Annotated in this window: 21 protein-coding genes and 1 tRNA gene; 10 read left to right on the forward strand and 12 right to left on the reverse strand. The window is 56.9% G+C overall.

The features are described from left to right. Positions 1–3 precede the first annotated feature (3 nt). From cyoC to ACIQT8_RS16140, 7 genes are all read left to right on the forward strand, one after another. Complete coding sequence (gene cyoC / locus ACIQT8_RS16110; protein WP_138794202.1) at positions 4–630, forward strand: cytochrome o ubiquinol oxidase subunit III; 627 nt, start codon at positions 4–6, stop codon at positions 628–630. Continuing rightward, a complete protein-coding gene (gene cyoD / locus ACIQT8_RS16115) occupies positions 630–1,040 on the forward strand; it encodes a cytochrome o ubiquinol oxidase subunit IV (RefSeq protein WP_138794201.1) in 411 nt (136 codons plus the stop codon). The genes cyoC and cyoD overlap by 1 nt, the downstream gene beginning before the upstream one ends. Positions 1,041–1,164: 124 nt before the next feature. Further along, complete coding sequence (locus ACIQT8_RS16120; protein WP_400967033.1) at positions 1,165–1,932, forward strand: SURF1 family protein; 768 nt, start codon at positions 1,165–1,167, stop codon at positions 1,930–1,932. 100 nt (positions 1,933–2,032) lie between these two features. Next, positions 2,033–3,253: a phosphopentomutase gene (locus ACIQT8_RS16125; RefSeq protein ID WP_400967036.1), complete on the forward strand. Its 1,221-nt coding sequence runs from the start codon at positions 2,033–2,035 to the stop codon at positions 3,251–3,253. Continuing rightward, positions 3,250–4,227: an adenosine deaminase gene (locus tag ACIQT8_RS16130; protein WP_400967039.1), complete on the forward strand. Its 978-nt coding sequence runs from the start codon at positions 3,250–3,252 to the stop codon at positions 4,225–4,227. The genes ACIQT8_RS16125 and ACIQT8_RS16130 overlap by 4 nt, the downstream gene beginning before the upstream one ends. A gap of 99 nt (positions 4,228–4,326) precedes the next feature. Beyond that, positions 4,327–4,956, forward strand: coding sequence for a uracil phosphoribosyltransferase (upp, locus tag ACIQT8_RS16135; protein WP_138794197.1), 630 nt, complete (start codon positions 4,327–4,329; stop codon positions 4,954–4,956). Positions 4,957–5,089: 133 nt separating this feature from the next. After that, positions 5,090–5,599: a TIGR02281 family clan AA aspartic protease gene (locus tag ACIQT8_RS16140; protein ID WP_400967042.1), complete on the forward strand. Its 510-nt coding sequence runs from the start codon at positions 5,090–5,092 to the stop codon at positions 5,597–5,599. Here the strand turns inward: ACIQT8_RS16140 and deoA are convergent. The 10 genes from deoA to ACIQT8_RS16190 form a co-directional block, all read right to left on the reverse strand. After that, entirely contained in the window at positions 5,592–6,902 is a 1,311-nt protein-coding gene (gene deoA / locus ACIQT8_RS16145) for a thymidine phosphorylase (RefSeq protein WP_400967045.1), read from the reverse strand. The two genes, ACIQT8_RS16140 and deoA, sit on opposite strands and share 8 nt — an antisense overlap. A gap of 4 nt (positions 6,903–6,906) precedes the next feature. Further along, on the reverse strand, positions 6,907–7,680 hold the full coding sequence (gene deoC, locus ACIQT8_RS16150) for a deoxyribose-phosphate aldolase (protein WP_400967048.1): 774 nt from the start codon (positions 7,678–7,680) through the stop codon (positions 6,907–6,909). A 2-nt stretch (positions 7,681–7,682) separates the two neighbouring features. Continuing rightward, positions 7,683–8,483 carry a purine-nucleoside phosphorylase gene (locus ACIQT8_RS16155; RefSeq protein WP_262523716.1) on the reverse strand — a complete coding sequence of 267 codons (801 nt, stop codon included), beginning with the start codon at positions 8,481–8,483 and terminating at the stop codon, positions 7,683–7,685. Further along, positions 8,480–8,872 (reverse strand): cytidine deaminase, encoded by a 393-nt coding sequence (locus ACIQT8_RS16160; RefSeq protein ID WP_400967051.1) that lies wholly within the window; start codon positions 8,870–8,872, stop codon positions 8,480–8,482. Before ACIQT8_RS16160 ends, ACIQT8_RS16155 begins: the two co-directional genes overlap by 4 nt. A 3-nt stretch (positions 8,873–8,875) precedes the next feature. After that, entirely contained in the window at positions 8,876–9,847 is a 972-nt protein-coding gene (locus ACIQT8_RS16165; RefSeq protein ID WP_138794191.1) for an ABC transporter permease, read from the reverse strand. A 6-nt stretch (positions 9,848–9,853) separates the two neighbouring features. After that, complete coding sequence (locus ACIQT8_RS16170) at positions 9,854–10,957, reverse strand: ABC transporter permease (protein WP_400967055.1); 1,104 nt, start codon at positions 10,955–10,957, stop codon at positions 9,854–9,856. Positions 10,958–10,964: 7 nt separating this feature from the next. Continuing rightward, positions 10,965–12,470, reverse strand: coding sequence for an ABC transporter ATP-binding protein (locus tag ACIQT8_RS16175; protein ID WP_138794189.1), 1,506 nt, complete (start codon positions 12,468–12,470; stop codon positions 10,965–10,967). A gap of 81 nt (positions 12,471–12,551) precedes the next feature. Continuing rightward, positions 12,552–13,544: a BMP family protein gene (locus ACIQT8_RS16180; protein ID WP_138794188.1), complete on the reverse strand. Its 993-nt coding sequence runs from the start codon at positions 13,542–13,544 to the stop codon at positions 12,552–12,554. Between the two features lie 213 nt (positions 13,545–13,757). Beyond that, positions 13,758–14,408: a peptide-methionine (S)-S-oxide reductase MsrA gene (gene msrA, locus ACIQT8_RS16185; RefSeq protein WP_138794187.1), complete on the reverse strand. Its 651-nt coding sequence runs from the start codon at positions 14,406–14,408 to the stop codon at positions 13,758–13,760. A 67-nt stretch (positions 14,409–14,475) separates the two neighbouring features. After that, a complete protein-coding gene (locus ACIQT8_RS16190) occupies positions 14,476–14,793 on the reverse strand; it encodes a hypothetical protein (protein ID WP_400967060.1) in 318 nt (105 codons plus the stop codon). A gap of 220 nt (positions 14,794–15,013) precedes the next feature. Between ACIQT8_RS16190 and ACIQT8_RS16195 the strand changes: the two genes are divergently transcribed. The 3 genes from ACIQT8_RS16195 (at position 15,014) to dnaJ (ending at position 18,564) form a co-directional block, all read left to right on the forward strand. Next, positions 15,014–15,103: transfer RNA gene (locus ACIQT8_RS16195), tRNA-Ser, on the forward strand. Between the two features lie 329 nt (positions 15,104–15,432). Then, a complete protein-coding gene (gene dnaK, locus ACIQT8_RS16200; protein WP_138794185.1) occupies positions 15,433–17,337 on the forward strand; it encodes a molecular chaperone DnaK in 1,905 nt (634 codons plus the stop codon). A 90-nt stretch (positions 17,338–17,427) separates the two neighbouring features. Further along, a complete protein-coding gene (dnaJ, locus tag ACIQT8_RS16205; protein WP_138794184.1) occupies positions 17,428–18,564 on the forward strand; it encodes a molecular chaperone DnaJ in 1,137 nt (378 codons plus the stop codon). Positions 18,565–18,638: 74 nt separating this feature from the next. Here dnaJ and ACIQT8_RS16210 read toward each other — a convergent pair whose 3' ends face one another. Beyond that, complete coding sequence (locus ACIQT8_RS16210) at positions 18,639–19,193, reverse strand: DUF924 family protein (protein WP_400967065.1); 555 nt, start codon at positions 19,191–19,193, stop codon at positions 18,639–18,641. A gap of 12 nt (positions 19,194–19,205) precedes the next feature. Next, entirely contained in the window at positions 19,206–19,418 is a 213-nt protein-coding gene (locus tag ACIQT8_RS16215) for a SlyX family protein (RefSeq protein ID WP_400967068.1), read from the reverse strand. Positions 19,419–19,539 lie beyond the last annotated feature (121 nt).

The raw sequence follows: 19,539 nt of genomic DNA on the forward strand, positions 1-19,539 counted from the left end.
AGAATGTCTCAAGCACCTGCCCAAAGCGCCAATGGCGCGGAAAAGCCGGTCTTCTACCTGAAGGAAGACCACCATCCGGAAAACGGCACTTCGCTGGGTTTCTGGCTGTACCTGATGAGCGACTGCCTTATCTTTGCAACGCTCTTCGCAACCTATGCCGTGGTCGGTCGCAGTTATGCGGCCGGTCCGTCCGGTGCGGATCTCTTTGATCTCAAGCTGGTCGCAATCAACACCGGCTTCCTGCTGTTCTCCTCCATCACCTATGGCTTCGCCATGCTGGAGGCCCAGAAGAAGAACATCAATACGACGCTGATCTGGCTTGCGATCACCGGTGTGTTCGGCCTCGCATTCCTTGGTCTCGAACTCTACGAATTCCACCACCTGATACATGAAGGTGCGGGTCCGCAGCGTTCTGCCTTCCTGTCGGCGTTCTTCGCGTTGGTGGGCACGCACGGTCTGCACGTTACCTTCGGCGTAATCTGGCTCGTGACGTTGATGGTGCAGGTCAAGAAGTTCGGCCTGCATGAAGCAAACATGCGCCGCCTGACGTGCCTTTCGATGTTCTGGCACTTCCTCGACGTCATCTGGATCGGCGTCTTTTCCTTCGTCTATCTGGTTGGAGTTCTGTGATGGGTTCGAACACACACACGCACGACCACGGTCATTCGCATGATCACGGTCACGATCATCACCACGCCAGTGGAGAAGATCATGGCTCCTTCAAGAGCTACATGATCGGCTTCATCCTCTCGGTCATCCTGACGGCTATTCCGTTCTGGCTGGTCATGGGCGATGTCATTGAAAACCGCACAACGACCGTGCTCATCATCATGGTCCTCGGTGTCATCCAGGTTTTCGTGCACATGATCTACTTCCTGCACATGAACACCAAGTCGCAGGGCGGCTGGATCTTCATGTCGCTGCTGTTCACGCTGGTCGTTGTCATGATCACGCTCGTGGGCTCGCTCTGGGTCATGTACAACATGAACAAGAACATGATGCCGACGATGACCATGGAACAGATGCGTAACCTGCCCTGACGGGCCTGGATAGCGTACCATTCGCAGCCCGCATCGCTTGCGGGCTGCCTCTCCGGAAGACCCATAACCCCATGAATCGGAGAGCGGATTCATGGGGTTATGGGTTGAGCAGGATACAGCTCCAATGAACAGCCTGACAAACCCGACTCCTTCCCGACGGATTCGTCCTGCGGCGATTGTCGTGATTTTCCTGACCGTCATTCTCACAGGCTGCCTGCTGGCGCTCGGCACGTGGCAGGTGAAGCGCCTGTCCTGGAAGCTCGATCTCATCGCACGCGTTGAAGAGCGGGCTCATGCCACGCCGGTCGATGCACCCGCCGAGAACGATTGGGCGGCCCTTGCCGATCCAGCCCAATATGAATATCGCCGTGTCCGCCTTACCGGCACCTATCTCCATCAGGACGAGGTGCAGGTCTATACGGTGTCGGATCTGGGTCCCGGATACTGGGTTCTGACCCCCTTGCAGCGCGATGACGGATCGCTTGTCATCGTCAACCGCGGCTTTGTTCCCTCGGATAAACGCGATCCATCCACGCGCGCCGAAGGTGAGGTCACGGGTCCTGTCGACGTGGTGGGACTGATGCGTGCACCCGAAACCGGGGGCCTTTTCCTCAGAACCAACGATCCGGCGAATAATCGCTGGTATTCGCGCAACATTGCCGAAATCACCTCGACCAAGGGTCTGGCGCATGCCGCCCCCTTCTACGTCGATGCGGATGCGACAGCCAATCCCGGTGGTCTGCCGATCGGCGGCAAGACCATGCTGACCTTCCCCAACAGCCATCTCTCCTATGCAATAACCTGGTACATACTGGCTGCGATGGTGGTCGCTGCAGGCTGGTATGTGACCCGCAATCTCAATTCGCCCAAACAGCGCTCAGAGAACGACTGACGGACGCCGACCAATAAAGCGTTTCACAGTTCACCTTCCAGTGTTCTATATAAGTCGTTTTGGGTCGCGGCAGATCGTGCCGCGCTTTTTGTGGTGACACATGGCACGTGCGTTTCTTCTGGTTCTTGATTCCTTCGGTGTGGGCGGCGCGCCGGATGCGGACCATTATGGTGATCTGGGATCGAACACTTTGGGCCACATTGCGGAGTTCTGCGCGGCGGGCGCTGCAGATCGCCCGGGCTTGCGCGCTGGCCCCCTGAAATTGCCGAACATGACATCGCTCGGTCTCCTCAACATTGCGGAACTGGCAAGTGGCGACATGCCCGCAGGCATGGAGTTGCCGGAACGTATCTACGGCCTGCATGGTTGCGCCAGCGAGGTTTCTAAGGGCAAGGATACGCCGTCAGGTCATTGGGAGATTGCCGGTACACCCGTCCGGTTCGATTGGGGCTACTTTCCGACGGAGGGTGACGCCTTTTCCGCCGAACTCGTTGCAGCGATCTGCGAAGAAGGCAATGTTCCGGGCATTCTTGGCAATTGCCATGCGTCAGGAACGGAGATCATCGCCCGTTTCGGCGAGGAGCATATCCGTACGGGCAAACCCATCTGCTACACCTCCTCCGACTCGGTGTTTCAGATTGCAGCCCACGAAACCCATTTCGGGCTGGAGCGGCTTCTTGCATTCTGCCAGATCGTTCGCAAACTCGTCGACCCGCTGAATATTGGCCGCGTCATTGCCCGTCCTTTCGTTGGTGAGACGGTCGCGACGTTCGAGCGCACCGGAAACCGCCGGGACTTTTCCGTTCTTCCACCGGAGCCGACCCTTCTGGACAGACTGGTCGAAGCAGGACGCAAGGTTCACGCCATCGGCAAGATCGGCGACATCTACGCACATCAGGGCATATCTCGCGTCATCAAGGCCAATGGCAATGCGGCGCTGATGGATGCGACCCTGCAGGCGATAGACGAGGCCGAAGAAGGAGATCTGGTCTTCACCAATTTCGTCGATTTCGACATGATCTACGGCCATCGCCGCGATGTGGCAGGTTATGCCGCAGCGCTCGAAGCTTTCGATGCGCGCATTCCCGAAATTCATCGCAAGATGAAGCCGGGAGACATTGCCTTTCTTACCGCCGACCATGGCTGCGACCCGACATGGCGCGGTACGGATCACACCCGAGAACGCGTGCCGATCATGGCATTCGGACCTGGCATACGGTCTCGTGATCTCGGTATTCGACCCTCTTACGCCGATATTGGCGAAAGCATTGCCCGCCACCTTGGAATAGATGCCGGCGTACACGGCAGGAGCTTCATTTGACATCCCATTTGCTGAAAGCAGAAATCCATTGCCATCTCGAAGGTGCGGCACCGCCTGACCTTGTTGCGGCGCAGGCGCAAAAATACGGTATCGACAGCAGCAGCTTTCTGCGTGACGGAAAATATGTCTGGACCGATTTCGCCGAGTTCATTCGCTGCTACGATGCCGTCGCGCAGGTCTTCAAGACAGATGAGGACTATGCGGTCCTGACGGAGGCCTATCTCACCGAGCTTGTCGCTGCCAATACCATCTACAGCGAACTGATCATCTCGCCCGATCATGGCGATCGTATTGGCCTTGGTGCCGATGCCTACCTTCAGGGCATCGCGGAAGGCATTCGCGTTGCCAAGGAAAAGACCGGCATCGAAGCCCGCATCATCGTCACCGGTGAACGGCATTTCGGCCCCGACCGCGTTATTGCCGCAGCCGAATATGCCGCCAGAACGGCACATCCCCTCGTCACCGGCTTCAACATGGCCGGCGAAGAACGCATGGGCCGTGTCGCCGATTATGCACGCGCCTTCGATATCGCCCGTGACGCTGGCCTTGGGTTGACGATCCATGCAGGCGAAGTCTGCGGACCGTTCAGCGTGAGCGATGCGCTCGATCTCGTCAAACCCGCACGCATCGGCCATGGTGTTCGCGCCATTGAAGACGCATCTCTGGTGTCGAGACTTGCCGATAGCGGCACCGTTCTGGAAGTTTGCCCCGGTTCCAACATCGCGCTCAATGTCTATCCGGATTTTGACCAGCATCCGCTCAAGCGGTTGCGTGATGCCGGAGTGCGGGTCTGCATCAACTCCGATGATCCGCCGTTCTTCTTCACATCGCTTGTGCGGGAATACGAACTCGCCTCGACGACGTTCGGGTTCAGCGATGCGGAGATCAACGACATGACCAGAACGGCGCTTCAATGCGCCTTTGTGGACGAACCGACACGGGAACGGCTGCTGGCAAAACTGGATTCGGTTTAAGGGAATGCAATAGGGACAAAAACACCCTGAAACACTTGCGAAAGCGACGCTTTCGGTGAATGACAAAAGTATCAAAGAAACGAGGGAAGGCCAGTTTTCATGGACGGCGTTACAGTAATCGATCATCCGCTGGTGCGGCACAAACTCACCATCATGCGCAAGAAGGAAACGTCCACGGCCGGTTTCCGCCGCCTGCTGCGCGAAATCTCAACGCTGCTCTGCTACGAAGTCACGCGCGATCTGGAAATGACGACGGAGACCATCGATACGCCGCTGGAAACCATTGAAGCACCCGTGCTCGAGGGCAAGAAGCTGGTTTTCGCATCGATCCTGCGCGCCGGAAACGGTCTTCTGGAAGGCATGCTGGAGCTGGTTCCTTCTGCCCGCGTTTCCCATATTGGGGTCTATCGCGACCATGAAACGCTGGAAGCTGTCGAATATTACTTCAAGGCACCAGAGAGTCTCGACGCGCGCCTGATCATCGTTGTCGACCCCATGCTGGCAACGGGCAACTCGTCGATTGCCGCAGTCGAGAAACTGAAAGAACGCGGCGCAAAGAACATTCGCTTCCTGTGTCTGCTTGCTGCACCCGAAGGCATCAAGAACTTTCGCGAAGCGCATCCCGATGTGCCGATCTTTACTGCGTCCATCGACAGCCACCTGAACGAGCAGGGCTACATCGTTCCGGGTCTTGGTGACGCGGGCGACCGGATGTACGGAACGAAGTAATTCCGTCCACCGAACCTTAACCATCAACGCCATTTGCCGGATGACATCTGGCAAATGGCGTTCTTGATTCAGGATTTTTCGGTGTTTTGCGGTTTATGCTCATTTTGGTTCAATCCATTTCGGGAGCATATCCTTGCTGGCGCGTACGATTTTCCTTCTTGTCAGCCTCTCGGTCAGTGCAACGCAGATCCCTGCACTCATAGAAAAATTTCACACGCGCCCTGCTCCCGAAGCTGAAAAAGCGGCGCCGGTGAAAGCCCAGCCGGTATCGCTTGGCACTGTCACGCTCAAAGCGGATGCCAACGGCCACTTCAATGCCGCTTTCCGTCTCAATGGCAAACCGTTCGATGGTCTTGTCGATACCGGTGCTTCAACGGTCGCGATCAATGAATCAACTGCGCGGCGCCTCGGTTTCGGTGTAAACAGTCTCGATTTCAAATATCCGATCTCGACAGCCAACGGCAAAACCAAAGCCGCTTACATCAGGCTGGCCCGGGTGGAAATCGGCGCGATCCGCGTTCAAAACGTCGATGCAATTGTACTGAAGGACAATGCACTCGGCAAAACGCTGATTGGCATGAGCTTTCTGAGGCAACTCTCGTCGTTCAAGGTTGCCGGAGACGAACTGCGGCTCGTCAGGTGATCCGCTCACATATGACCGGAACGATATCAGCCGTGACCGTATCGACCGTATAGCTTTCCAGCACTCTGTCGACTGCGCGTGCAGCGGCGTCCTGTGATGCGGCATGGACGAAGGCGATGGGTTCACCCTTCTCCACCCTGGTCCCCAACGGCAAAATTCCGGACAGGCCCACGGAAGGATCAACGGTGTCCGACGGTTTGCGCCGCCCGCCACCAAGTTCCACAACGATCATTCCCACGTCGCGCGTCCCACAGGACGTCAACCAACCGCTTTGGCCGGCCGGAACGGGCACAACGACAGACGCTGCGGGCAGGTAGTGCGCCGGTCGTTGCACGAAGTCGACAGGACCGCCGAGCGCAGTGACCATACGCGCAAAAGCCTCCATCGCCTGGCCGGAAGCCAAAGCCTCGGCAGCCTTCGCTCTGCCCTCTTCAAGCGTCCCGGCTGCCCCGCCCTGCACCAGCATTTCCGCGGCGAAAGACATGACAACGTCCTCAAGACGGGTTCCCGCCTTCTGTCCATGAAGAAAGTCCAAGCAATTGGCGATTTCGACCGCATTTCCGGCAGCATCGCCAAGTGGCTGGTTCATGTCGGTAATCAAAGCAGCGGTCGGCAGACCAGCACCATTCGCGACGTCGACCAGCGAACGCGCCAGGCTGCGTGCCTCCTCGATATCCTGCATGAAAGCGCCATTGCCAACCTTGACGTCAAGAACAAGTGTTTCCAGACCGGCGGCGAGCTTTTTCGACAGAATGGACGCGGTGATCAACGAAATGGAATCGACTGTAGCGGTCACATCACGAATGGCGTAAAGGCGCTTGTCGGCCGGAGCAAGATCACCGGTCTGGCCAATGATCGCGCAGCCTGCGTCACGCACGGCCTTTCGAAAGAGCATTTCATCCGGCATGACGTTGTAGCCGGGAATGGCCTCAAGCTTATCGAGCGTGCCACCCGTGTGCCCAAGTCCCCTGCCGGAGATCATCGGAACCGCCAACCCACAGGCGGCCACAATCGGGGCCAGCATCAATGAGACATTGTCACCAACGCCGCCGGTCGAATGTTTATCCGCAATGGGCTTGCCAACCTCATTCCAGGAGAGAACATCGCCACTGTCACGCATGGCAAGCGTCAATGCGACTGTTTCGTCGCGGCTCATGCCACGAAAGAAAACTGCCATGGCAAAAGCTGCGGCCTGGCCTTCGGAAATCTGCCCCGATGAAAGGGCCCCGACGAATCCGGAAATCTCCTCCGGATCGAGGTGCAACCCGTCACGCTTGCGGCGGATGATTTCCTGGGGGATCAAGGGGTCAATATCCGCTGGCGGCCTTGGCGGGTTCACCACCGGCCAGCACGTTCAGCACATCGTCCAGCAGGCTTGAGGCACCAAAACGAAAGGTCGAAGGCATGGCCCAGTTCGGCGCCATGATGGTTTCCGCCAACCTGAGATACAGCGTTGCATCCGCCACCGTGCCAATACCGCCAGCAGGCTTGAAACCAACCTTCTGTTTGCTGTCTCGAATTGCCTGCAGCATGATATCGGCTGCTTCCAGCGTTGCATTGACCGACACTTTGCCGGTCGATGTCTTGATGAAATCAGCACCTTCCGCGATGGCAATTTCCGAGGCACGGCGGATCAGCGCCTTGTCCTTCAACTCCCCGGTTTCAAGAATGACCTTGAGCTGGACCGGTGCGACACACGCCTTGCGCACAGCCGCAATCATCGTTGACACAGCGGCTTCATCGCCGGCTATGAACTTCTTGTAGGGAATGACGAGGTCGATCTCATCGGCTCCATCGAGAATGGCCGCCTCGGTTTCGGCCACGACGGTGGCAATCTCGAGATCGCCAGACGGGAAATTAACGACAGTGGCGATCTTGATCGCGTGATCTTTTCCAAAAGCTGCCCTGGCCTGCGCCACAAAACGTGGCCAGATGCAGATCGCGGCCGTATTCCCATACTCGCTGTGCGCTCTCTGGCACAAAGTGGCAATCTGCTCCGGCGTGCAATCTTCTTTCAGGTTGGTCAGGTCCAGCAAGGACAGAGTGAGGGCAGCCGCTTCTCGCGGACGCTGGAGTTCCATGATCATGCTCCTCCTGCAATCATTTCCTTCAGGATGGCGGCAAGTCGTTTGCCGCCCACTGGAGCCATGTCCTTGGTTTCCTCATGGCTCAGTTCCGCACCGGTCATGCCGGCACCGTAATTGGTAATAACGGATGCGGCAGCAACGCGCATCCCGAAAAAGCGTGCGAGGATGACTTCCGGCACTGTCGACATGCCAACCGCATCCGCTCCCAACAGACGCGCCATGCGAATTTCTGCCGGCGTCTCGAAGCTTGGCCCCGAAAACCACATGTAGACACCGCCGAACAACGGCACGGTCGCACGAATGGCAGCGTTGCGCATCGCCAGAACCAGATCGGCGTCATAGGCCGTCGTCATGCCGACAAAGCGACGATCGCTTTCTTCGCCAATCAGCGGGTTCATGCCGGAATAGTTGATGTGGTCAGTGATCTGCATGACAGATCCCGGCGGCATATCTTCTCGAACCGAGCCGGCGGAATTGGTCAGGATCAGCGACTGTACGCCCAACCCGGCAAGCGTTTCGATCACTACCCGCATCGCGGCCGGATCGCCCTTTTCATAATAGTGCACGCGACCGGACAGCATGATGACCGGTTCGCCACCAAGATAACCTGCTACCAGCTCACCCGCATGGCCCGAAACACCGCTTGCCGGAAATCCCGGCAATTCGGCATAAGGAACACGGATAGCCTCTTCGACCTCCTCCACAAGCGAGCCGAGACCGGAGCCGAGCACGATGGCGATACGCGGCATGAGGCCGTTCAGCCGGTCCACCAGGATATCGATCAGCGTGTCCGTCATCCGAGCAACTCGGTCTTGAAGGACAACGGCAAAAGCTCATCCATGGTCACGACCTTCTGCACGCCTGTTTCATCGCAGAGGTACACCTTGGTTTGGGAGGTCGCGAATTCGGCGATCTTCTGGCGGCAGCCGCCGCAAGGTGGGCAGAGAGCCAGCTTTTCCGCGATTACGGCGATTTCCTTGATCTGCTTTGCACCGCCCATCACCATGGCGCCAATGGCCGTCGGTTCAGCACACCACCCTTGCGGGAAGGAGAGGTTCTCGATGTTGGCGCCCTTGTAGATCTTGCCGTCTTCGGCGCGGATCGCCGCACCGACCGGAAACTTCGAATAGGGTGCATGGGCGAGCGCCATCGCGTCTCTTGCCGCTTCGAACAATTCCCGAGACATGGATCAACGCTCCTTCGAGTAGGCGACGCCACCAGCCTTCGGAGGCTTGGCAACACCGATGAAACCCGCCAACAGGATGCAGGTCAGAATATAGGGCATGGCCTGGAAGATCTGCACCGGCACTTCACCTATGCCCGGTACGGACTTGCCCTGCATGAAATTCGCGAAGGCATCGAGGAAACCGAACAACAGGCAGGCAAACATGACTGGAACCGGCTTCCACTTCGCGAAAATCAGCGCTGCAAGCGCGATATATCCCTTGCCCGCAGACATGTTGGCGATGAAGGAAGCCGATTGCGCCACGGCAAGATAGGCGCCGGAAAAACCGCACAGAAAACCTGCAACAATGACGGCACGGAACCGCATCCACGGAACGGAAATGCCCGCCGTATCGACAGCGCCAGGGTTCTCACCGACGGCGCGCAGACGCAAGCCAAAGCGTGTGCGGTAAAGCACCCACCAGGACAAGGGTACCGCGAGAAATGCCAGGTAGGTCAGGATGTTGTTGCCGGAAATGACATTGGCATAAAGCGGCCCGATGAAAGGTACCTCACGCATGGCGTCGGCACCGGGCAGGATGATTGGCGTGAAACGTCCCTCTGAGGTCAGTTGCGGTGTACGACCACCCTGACTGAACCAGGCCTGACCAAGAACCACCGTCAGACCGGCTGCGATAAAGTTGAGCGCAACACCGGAGACGATCTGATTGCCACGATTGGTGATGACGGCAAAACCGTGAATGAGCGAGAAAAGGATCGACACGGTGATGCCGGCCAGCAAACCCGCCCAGGGGTTCGCCGTAAGATAGGCGACGCATGCTGAAGCAAAAGCCGCCGCAAGCATCTTGCCCTCAAGGCCGATATCGAAAACACCCGCACGTTCCGAAAACAGGCCGGCAAGCGCGGTAAAGAGCAAAGGAATGGTCAGGCGGACGGTCGATCCGAGAATGCTGACCAGAATATCGAAGAAGTCCATCTCGGATTACCCCTTTACCAGACGCTGATAGACGCGAACGATTACGGGCCGGTACATATATTCCAGAGCCCCGGCAAACAGGATCACCAGACCCTGGATGACCACGATCATCTCACGGGTAATGTTGGGCATTTCAAACGAAAGATCGGCTCCGCCCTGATAGAGAATCCCAAACAGCAATGCGGAAAACACGATGCCAAGTGGATGGCTTCGTCCCATGAGGGACACGGCGATACCCACGAAGCCCGCGCCGCCAACGAATTCGACCTGCAAGCGCGCGGAGGCGCCCATGACAGGGTTCAGCGCCATCATGCCCGCCAGACCGCCCGACAGGAGCATGGCGATGATGACCGTTCGCGCATAGGGAATACCGGCGTAAACCGCTGCAGAGCGGCTAATGCCGAGGGTACGCATTTCATAACCGAGTTTGGTGCGCCAGATCAGCACCCAGACCACGAAACACATGACAAGCGCGATGATGAACGACACGTTGAAGGGTGCCGGCCCCAGTTTCAGACCGAAAATCGCCATCAGCCAGTCCATCTTCGGCAACTGGCCGCCGGGCAGGAAGGTACGTGTTTCCGGCGCCATCTTGCCGGGAACGATCAGCACGTTGACGAGCAGGTACACCATGAGCGCCGCAGCAATGAAGTTGAACATGATCGTGGTGATCACGACGTGGCTGCCGCGTTTTGCCTGCAGCCAGGCCGGAATGAACGCCCAGGCGGCGCCGAAGACAGCCGCACCGATAACGGCGAAGGGCATGGTCACGTACCAGGGCACATAACGGTCAAGTGTCAGGGCAACCAGCGCAGCACCAAGGCCGCCGACATAAGCCTGCCCTTCCGCACCGATATTGAACAGGCCGGAATGGAATGCCACGGCAACTGAAAGGCCGGTAAAAATGAAGCTTGTCGTATAAAACAGGGTGAACCCGATGGCATCGCCACGGCCGAGAGCGCCTTCAATCAAAAGGCGAAGTGCCGCAAACGGATTTTCACCGATCGACCAGACGACGAGGCCGGAGATGACAAACGCCGTCACGACGTTCAGCAGCGGCAAAAGACCGTAAGTGATCCAGTTTGGTAGGGGGACGGAAGCAGTGCTCATTCATGCCTCATGCAGCGATACCGGCCATCATGAGGCCCAGCGCCTGTTCTTCGGCTTCCGCCGTTTTTTCTCCGACGATACGACCGGCAAACATCACCAGAATCCTGTCGGAAAGCGACCGGATCTCATCGAGCTCCACTGAAACGAGCAGGATTGCCTTTCCGGCATCCCGCATTTCAACGATGCGGCGATGGATGAATTCGATCGCACCGATATCGACCCCGCGCGTCGGCTGACCGATAATCAGCATTTTCGGATCACGCTCGATTTCGCGGGCGACAACAATCTTCTGCTGATTGCCGCCAGAAAAATTGGCGGTCTTGAGGCGCGGATTCGGTGGTCGGATATCGTATTTTTCGATTTTCTCGACGGCATCCTTGCGGATCGCCTCGGGATTGAGGAATGGACCTTTGCCGTAGAGTTCGTCGCGGTGATAACCGAGAATCGAGTTCTCGTACTCCTCAAACCGCAGCACTAGGCCCATGTGGTGTCGATCTTCGGGAATGTGGGCAAGGCCGAGCTTGCGCATAAGGGCGGGATCGACACGATCCACCTTCTGTCCTTCCACGAAAATTTCGCCGGAATGGGGTTTGCGAATGCCTGCAATGGCCTCGAGCAGTTCGGATTGCCCGTTGCCCGCAACGCCGGCAATGCCAACTATTTCTCCACCACGGATGTCAAACGACACGTCATCCACCATGGTGACACCACGGCTGTCCTTGACGGTGAGGTTGCGAACCGACAACAGCACGTCGCCAGGCTTCGCTTCGCCTTTTTCCACCCGCAACAGGACGCGGCGACCGACCATCAGTTCGGCCAGTTCCTCAACCGTGGTTTCCGAGGTCTTGCGCGTCGCAACCATCTCGCCGCGGCGCATGACCGAAACGGAATCGGTAATCGCCATGATCTCGCGCAGTTTGTGGGTGATCAGGATGACGGTCTTTCCCTGATCGCGGAGCACACCGAGAATCTTGAAAAGGTGGTCTGCTTCGGCAGGTGTCAAAACACCTGTCGGCTCATCCAGAATCAGGATTTCAGCACCGCGGTACATCGCTTTCAATATTTCAACGCGCTGCTGCAGACCGACCGGCAGTTCTTCGATCACAGCGTCGGGATCGACCTCGAGACCGTAGTCGTCCTCCAGACGCTTCAGCTCCTTTCGGGACGCAGCCGTGCCTTTGGCGAGCAAGGCTCCGCCCTCTGCGCCCAGCATGACGTTCTCAAGCACGGTGAAATTCTCGACCAGCATGAAATGCTGATGCACCATGCCGATACCCGCGCTGATCGCAGCCTGGCTGTCACGAATGGCTACAGGCGCGCCGTTGACGCGGATTTCCCCTGAGTCCGCATGATAAAATCCGTAGAGAATCGACATCAATGTCGATTTCCCGGCACCGTTTTCCCCGATGATGCCGTGGATCGTACCTTTGGCGACCGTCAAATTGATATTCTTGTTTGCGTGAACGGCACCGAATTTCTTATCGATGCCCACGAGTTCGATTGCTGGGTCCATACTTAAACCGACACGTCTCCGAAGACTGGATATGAAAAGGGCGCAAGGTGACAAGCACCGTGCGCCCCAACAGATATCACGTCATTTCGGGCAAGAGTTATCCGACATATAATCGTGGACCTTGATCGTGCCGGCAATGATGTCAGCCTTGGCCTTGTCGACCGCAGTGACCATCTCCGGGGTGATCAGAGACTTGTTGTTGTCGTCCAGCGCATAGGCAACGCCGTCTTCCTTGATGCCGAGAGCAATGACGCCAGGCGTGAACTTGTCTTCCTTGGCGTCCTTGTAGGCATTGTAGACAGCCAGATCGACGCGCTTGACCATGGAGGTCAGGACGGAACCCGGATGCAGGTGGTTCTGGTTGGAATCGACACCGATCGAGAATTTCTTGTTGTCGGCAGCGGTCTGCAGCACGCCAAGACCCGTTGCGCCGGCCGCCGCGTAAATCACGTCAGCGCCCTGGTCGATCTGGTTCTTGGTCAGTTCACCGCCGCGAACCGGGTCGTTCCAGGCAGCACCCGTCGTACCGGTCATGTTCTGGAAGACTTCGATCTTGTCGTTGGCCGCCTTGGCGCCCTGTACGTAACCGCAGGCGAACTTGCGGATCAACGGAATGTCCATGCCGCCGACGAAGCCGACCTTACCCGTCTTGGAGGCCATGCCAGCCAGAAGGCCGACGAGGTAGGAGCCTTCGTGCTCCTTGTAGACGACCGAACGCACGTTCGGCAGGTCAACGACGGAGTCGACGATTACAAACTTGGTGTCCGGAAACTCGGCTGCAACCTTTTCCATTGCCGACGTCCAGGCGAAGGATACGGCGATGACCGGGTTAAAGCCCTTGCTGGCGAAGTTGCGGATAGCCTGTTCGCCCTGGGTGTCGCTGGTGGGTTCGAAATCGCGGAACTCGATGCCTGTTTCCGCCTTGAACTTTTCAGCGCCAACCGCAGCAGCTTCGTTGAAGGACTTGTCGAACTTGCCACCCGTGCCATAGACCAGAGCCGGCTTGATATCCGCAGCGAGTGCGGAGGCCGACATTGCCGCCATGGCGAAAAGGGTCAGAAGCGATTTTTTCATTTTGCAGCCCTGTTGTTGCAATTGATATTATAGGGTCCTCCCGCATACCCGTTAACCGGGAATGTCTGCGGAACCGCCAACCGTGTCTCCGGTTGTGCTTGGCACGCATCCTTGCATGGCTCAACGAAAAATTCACTCGGTTTTTTTGACCCGGTGGAAAAACTTTAAACTGGCGTTTTTTTGATCTTTCCACCGGAGCAGATTGCGAAAAATCTAATCAATATTACAGGTTACGCCTGTTCCCCGCAGTCCGCAGTAGCCACCTGGATTCTTGGCGAGATACTGCTGGTGATAGTCTTCCGCGTAGTAAAACGTATCAAGCTCCTCGATTTCGGTGGTGATCGTGCGACCATGCCCAGCTTTATCCAGAGATTGCTGGAAGGTATCGCGCACCTTCTGCGCCTGCTGAAGCTGACCTTCTGTCGTTGCGTAGATGACGGACCGATAGGTGGTGCCGATATCGTTGCCCTGACGCATACCCTGTGTCGGATCATGCTCTTCGAAAAAGATCTTCAGCAGCGCGGAAAGTGAAATCTGGGCAGGATCATAGACGACTTTGACGACCTCAGCGTGTCCGGTCTGACCCGTCGTGGTTTCCTGATAGGTGGGGTTGCGCGTGAAGCCACCCGCATAACCGACCGCCGTCACCCACACGCCAGGCGTTTTCCAGAACAGACGCTCCGCGCCCCAGAAACACCCCATACCGAGATAGATGATTTCCAGACCATCTGGATATGGCCCTTTCAACGGCCTGCCATTCACGAAGTGATTTTCCGGCACGACAAGCGCTTCGTCACGGCCCGGCAGAGCGGATTGCGCCGTGGGCATCGTCGTTTTCTTTTCAAAGGTGTCAAACAGGAACATTTCCGTCCTCCTTTTCAGCCCTAACGGGCCGATCTCAGGGTTTCATAATGTCTGCGGACGTTTTCGATCAAATCGCCTGGAATCGCGACAGTCGGTGCTTTTTGTAACCCAGCATCCAGCAAAGAAGAGACAAAACCAGAAGAATGGCAAAAGCAGGCAACATCACGAGTGCGTTTTCGATCCAGCGCCACGCCTCGGGATGAATATAGTGTGCCACTCCCGTTTCCACCATGGCGCGGGACGCAGGAAACGCGTAACCCCAAAGCGAAAGGATGCCGGTGACGTTGATTGAGGACGTGGAAACGGAACGGATCGAATCAAACACACCCTGAACGATCGCTGCAGCGAGGAAAAGAAAGCTCAAAAATCGCAAAAAAGCTTTCATTGGGAACACCTTTGCTCAGCCATTTCGGTTCGACCGCCACATAATGAAACACAGAATGTAGCGATAAAGGCGTAAAAACCGCTTTGCAATCAAGTCGAAACGCAGGAAATTGCCGACAATTCAAAAAACTGTCAGATTCAGGTTGATCCCTGCGAATTCATCGGTATATATCGCGCCGTTCCAGTGATTTGCATTCACCCAAACATGCAGATTTCCAAAAGGACAGGTGGCCGAGTGGTTTAAGGCGCACGCCTGGAACGCGTGTGTGCGTGAAAGCGTACCGTGGGTTCGAATCCCACCCTGTCCGCCATTTCTCTAAAAACCAACATCCCTAATTGTGCGATTGCTTCGGCTTCTGAGAGCTACTCCATATCTGTATTATGGTGCGCCGGGTCTGTCGTGAACCGCTTTTGAAAAGGCCTGCAATCTCAGGGTTGCGCAAGAGTTCACGAAAAGACTTCCGCCGGAACAAAATCATGCATTATTTGCTACGTTCCATTCTCTCTTGCGCCTTGCAGCAGTAAAAATCGCTCCTTATATACGCCGCAGAACTGCAGCGAATGTTGCAAATCCAAGTCAAGGAATCGTCAGTGGAATGCCTTCCGGGGTTCCGACGGTTCGCTTCAAGGAGAGAAGAGCATGGCAAAAGTAATCGGTATCGACCTTGGCACGACCAACTCCTGCGTCGCAGTGATGGACGGCAAGGACACGAAAGTAATTGAAAACGCGGAAGGCGCACGTACGACGCCGTCCATGGTGGCATTTTCCGACGACGGCGAACGCCTTGTCGGCCAGCCGGCCAAGCGCCAGGCGGTCACCAACCCCACCAACACCCTGTTCGCAGTGAAGCGCCTCATCGGCCGCCGCTACGATGACCCGACCGTCGAGAAGGACAAGGGTCTTGTCCCCTTCGAGATCGTCAAGGGTGACAATGGTGACGCATGGGTAAAGTCTCAAGACAAGCCTTATTCCCCGTCGCAGGTTTCTGCGATGATCCTTCAGAAGATGAAGGAAACGGCTGAAGCCTACCTCGGCGAAAAGGTCGAAAAGGCTGTCATCACCGTTCCGGCATACTTCAACGACGCGCAGCGTCAGGCGACCAAGGATGCTGGCCGCATCGCTGGTCTTGAAGTTCTGCGTATCATCAACGAGCCGACCGCAGCCGCTCTCGCTTACGGCCTCGACAAGAAGGACGGCAAGACCATTGCTGTTTACGACCTTGGCGGCGGTACCTTCGATATCTCGATCCTCGAAATCGGCGACGGCGTTTTCGAAGTGAAGTCCACCAACGGCGACACCTTCCTCGGCGGTGAAGACTTCGACATGCGTCTGGTCGAGTACCTCGCAGCCGAGTTCAAGAAGGACAACGGCATCGACCTGAAGAACGACAAGCTCGCTCTGCAGCGTCTCAAGGAAGCTGCTGAAAAGGCAAAGATCGAACTGTCGTCTTCGCAGCAGACCGAAATTAACCTGCCGTTCATTACGGCTGATGCTTCCGGTCCGAAGCACCTGACGCTGAAGCTGACGCGCGCCAAGTTCGAAAGCCTGGTCGATGACCTGGTTCAGCGCACTGTTGCACCGTGCAAGGCAGCCCTCAAGGATGCTGGTGTATCCGCTTCCGAGATCGATGAAGTCGTTCTCGTCGGTGGTATGAGCCGTATGCCGAAGGTTCAGGAAGTCGTGAAGCAGCTGTTCGGTAAAGAGCCGCACAAGGGCGTTAACCCGGACGAAGTGGTTGCCATGGGTGCAGCCATCCAGGCCGGTGTTCTGCAGGGCGACGTCAAGGACGTTCTGCTGCTCGACGTAACCCCGCTGTCTCTCGGCATCGAAACGCTGGGCGGTGTCTTCACCCGTCTGATCGATCGCAACACGACGATCCCGACGAAGAAGAGCCAGACCTTCTCGACCGCCGAAGACAACCAGTCGGCTGTGACCATTCGCGTTTCGCAGGGCGAGCGTGAAATGGCGCAGGACAACAAGCTGCTCGGTCAGTTCGACCTCGTCGGCCTGCCCCCGGCACCGCGTGGCGTTCCGCAGATCGAAGTCACCTTCGATATCGACGCCAACGGTATTGTTCAGGTTTCGGCCAAGGACAAGGGTACGGGCAAGGAACAGCAGATCCGTATTCAGGCTTCCGGTGGTCTGTCTGACGCAGACATCGAAAAGATGGTCAAGGACGCGGAAGCCAATGCTGAAGCCGACAAGAAGCGTCGTGCCGGCGTAGAAGCCAAGAACCAGGCTGAAAGCCTCATTCACTCCACCGAGAAGTCGGTGAAGGAATATGGCGACAAGGTTTCCGAGACCGACCGCAAGGCGATCGAAGATGCCATCGAAAGCCTGAAGACGGCTGTAGAAGCATCCGAGCCGGATGCCGACGACATCCAGGCCAAGACCCAGACCCTCATGGAAGTCTCCATGAAGCTCGGTCAGGCCATCTACGAAGCCCAGCAGGCTGAAGCAGGCGATGCTTCTGCTGAAGGCGGCAAGGATGATGTCGTTGATGCCGACTACGAAGAAATCAAGGACGACAAGAAGTCCGCTTAATTGCGCGACTTCCGGTCTCCTACCGATGCATGAAAGAAATCCGGCTGCCAAAGGGCAGCCGGAAATCCATTTTCGGGGCTTGTTACCTTAATGGCGAAAGCAGACTTTTACGAAACACTTGGCGTCAGCAAGACCGCGGACGAAAAAGAGCTGAAAAGCGCCTTCCGCAAGCTCGCTATGAAATACCATCCGGACAAGAACCCGGACGACGCCGATTCCGAACGGAAATTCAAGGAAATCAACGAGGCCTATGAGACGTTGAAGGACCCGCAGAAGCGGGCGGCCTACGACCGTTTCGGCCACGCTGCTTTCGAAAACGGCGGTATGGGCGGTGGCGGCGGCTTCGGCGGCGGCGGCATGGGTGCTGGCGGCTTCTCCGACATCTTCGAAGATATCTTCGGCGAGATGATGGGCGGCGGCCGTGCACGTCGGTCCTCCGGCGGACGCGAACGTGGCGCCGATCTGCGCTACAATATGGAAATCTCGCTGGAAGAAGCCTTCACCGGCAAGACCGCGCAGATTCGGGTGCCGACTTCGATCACCTGCGATGTCTGTTCTGGCTCCGGGGCAAAGCCCGGCACGCAACCAAAGACCTGCGGCACCTGCCAAGGCTCCGGTCGTGTCCGCGCAGCACAGGGTTTCTTCTCCGTCGAACGCACCTGCCCGACCTGCCATGGTCGTGGGCAGACGATTTCCGATCCTTGCACGAAGTGCCATGGTCAGGGACGCGTAACGGAAGAACGCTCTCTCTCCGTCAACATTCCGTCGGGCATTGAAGACGGCACGCGCATTCGCCTGCAGGGCGAAGGTGAAGCCGGGATGCGTGGTGGCCCAGCGGGAGATCTCTACATCTTCCTGTCTGTGCGTCCGCATGAATTCTTCCAGCGCGATGGCGCCGATCTTTACTGTGTCGTGCCGATTTCCATGACAACGGCGGCACTGGGCGGCACTTTCGATGTGACGACGCTTGATGGAAGCAAGTCCCGAGTGACGGTTCCGGAAGGCACACAGGCCGGCAAACAGTTCAGGTTGAAGGGTAAGGGTATGCCGGTGCTGCGTTCGGCGCAGACCGGCGATCTCTATATCCAGATCCAGATCGAAACACCGCAGAAGCTCAGCAAGCGCCAGCGCGAATTGCTGCAGGAGTTCGAGCAGCTCTCCTCCAAGGAGAACAATCCGGAATCCGCCGGTTTCTTTGCTCGTATGAAAGAGTTTTTCGACGGCTGACCGTCGAGAGCATAAACGTAAAAAGCCGCCATCTTTCGGGATGGCGGCTTTTTTATGTCCAGGTCTATTCTGCATCAGCCGGAAAATCCGCCCTCGTCCAGAAAGTCCTGCTCCTGTGGCGTCGTTTCGCGCAGCATGATGTCGTTGCGATGGGGAAAACGCCCGAAACGCTTAACGATATCCCGGTGCTGTTCGGCGTGATGCAGATAAAGGCCGCCCAGCGGTTGGTTCAATCGGCAAGCATGCTCCTGATCCTGCAGATTTTCGGAATGCGAGAAGGGCAGATAAAAGAAAACCCTGATATCTTCGCCCACAGCCAGGTCGTGGCCACGTTGTATTGCTTCATCGGCATAAACACGCGCCAACGGGTCTGTCGCATACATATGCGCGGTCGCGCGAAAACAATTGCGCGGGAACTGATCGAGAAGAAGCATGAGAGCGAGGCTGCTATCCGCTGTCTCCAACCAGTCATCCAGTTCACGTCGTGCCGCAGCAAAGTGCGCGTCGCGAAAGCGATCGTGAAAATGAATGTCGAAAGATGCATCCTTGTCGAACCATTTGTCTGGCCCCGCATCTTTCCAGAACGCGACAATCTCTCCTGCAACCGCTGCGTTTTTAAAACTGCGCATCATCTCTCCCACTCAGTAATGCGGTGGTCGGGTGATGGCGGGCGCCTCCAGCGACTGTTCCTCAAGGCTCAAAAACCTCTCTGTCAGCCGGTCCAGCTTGACGCGGGTCTGTTCGACAACCTTCCACTGCTCGGCAAGCTGATCGGACAATTCCTCAATGGTCTTCGTCTGGTGTGCGATCGTTTCCTCAAGCGCGAGGATGCGATTTTCGGTGTTTGACGTCATGTCGACCTCTCTTTCCTCCCCTTCCTTGGCATTGCGATCATCAAAGTCAATCATAACCTCGAATGGCTGAACTGGATTTGACAGCGAGAAAATAAAAAAGCCGATGAGGTTACCCTCATCG

Source organism: Agrobacterium sp. NPDC090273 (assembly GCF_044772305.1).
Taxonomy (GTDB): domain Bacteria; phylum Pseudomonadota; class Alphaproteobacteria; order Rhizobiales; family Rhizobiaceae; genus Agrobacterium.

Coding starts and splice junctions, on each gene's coding strand:
- cyoD (WP_138794201.1), top strand. CDS start 630: ATGGGTTCGAACACACACACGCACGACCACGGTCATTCGCATGATCAC.
- dnaK (WP_138794185.1), top strand. CDS start 15,433: ATGGCAAAAGTAATCGGTATCGACCTTGGCACGACCAACTCCTGCGTC.
- ACIQT8_RS16175 (WP_138794189.1), bottom strand. CDS start 12,470: ATGGACCCAGCAATCGAACTCGTGGGCATCGATAAGAAATTCGGTGCC.
- upp (WP_138794197.1), top strand. CDS start 4,327: ATGGACGGCGTTACAGTAATCGATCATCCGCTGGTGCGGCACAAACTC.
- ACIQT8_RS16125 (WP_400967036.1), top strand. CDS start 2,033: ATGGCACGTGCGTTTCTTCTGGTTCTTGATTCCTTCGGTGTGGGCGGC.
- ACIQT8_RS16160 (WP_400967051.1), bottom strand. CDS start 8,872: ATGTCTCGGGAATTGTTCGAAGCGGCAAGAGACGCGATGGCGCTCGCC.
- ACIQT8_RS16170 (WP_400967055.1), bottom strand. CDS start 10,957: ATGAGCACTGCTTCCGTCCCCCTACCAAACTGGATCACTTACGGTCTT.
- cyoC (WP_138794202.1), top strand. CDS start 4: ATGTCTCAAGCACCTGCCCAAAGCGCCAATGGCGCGGAAAAGCCGGTC.
- ACIQT8_RS16215 (WP_400967068.1), bottom strand. CDS start 19,418: ATGACGTCAAACACCGAAAATCGCATCCTCGCGCTTGAGGAAACGATC.
- ACIQT8_RS16210 (WP_400967065.1), bottom strand. CDS start 19,193: ATGCGCAGTTTTAAAAACGCAGCGGTTGCAGGAGAGATTGTCGCGTTC.
- ACIQT8_RS16120 (WP_400967033.1), top strand. CDS start 1,165: ATGAACAGCCTGACAAACCCGACTCCTTCCCGACGGATTCGTCCTGCG.
- ACIQT8_RS16155 (WP_262523716.1), bottom strand. CDS start 8,483: ATGACGGACACGCTGATCGATATCCTGGTGGACCGGCTGAACGGCCTC.
- ACIQT8_RS16165 (WP_138794191.1), bottom strand. CDS start 9,847: ATGGACTTCTTCGATATTCTGGTCAGCATTCTCGGATCGACCGTCCGC.
- ACIQT8_RS16180 (WP_138794188.1), bottom strand. CDS start 13,544: ATGAAAAAATCGCTTCTGACCCTTTTCGCCATGGCGGCAATGTCGGCC.
- msrA (WP_138794187.1), bottom strand. CDS start 14,408: ATGTTCCTGTTTGACACCTTTGAAAAGAAAACGACGATGCCCACGGCG.
- ACIQT8_RS16190 (WP_400967060.1), bottom strand. CDS start 14,793: ATGAAAGCTTTTTTGCGATTTTTGAGCTTTCTTTTCCTCGCTGCAGCG.
- deoC (WP_400967048.1), bottom strand. CDS start 7,680: ATGGAACTCCAGCGTCCGCGAGAAGCGGCTGCCCTCACTCTGTCCTTG.
- dnaJ (WP_138794184.1), top strand. CDS start 17,428: ATGGCGAAAGCAGACTTTTACGAAACACTTGGCGTCAGCAAGACCGCG.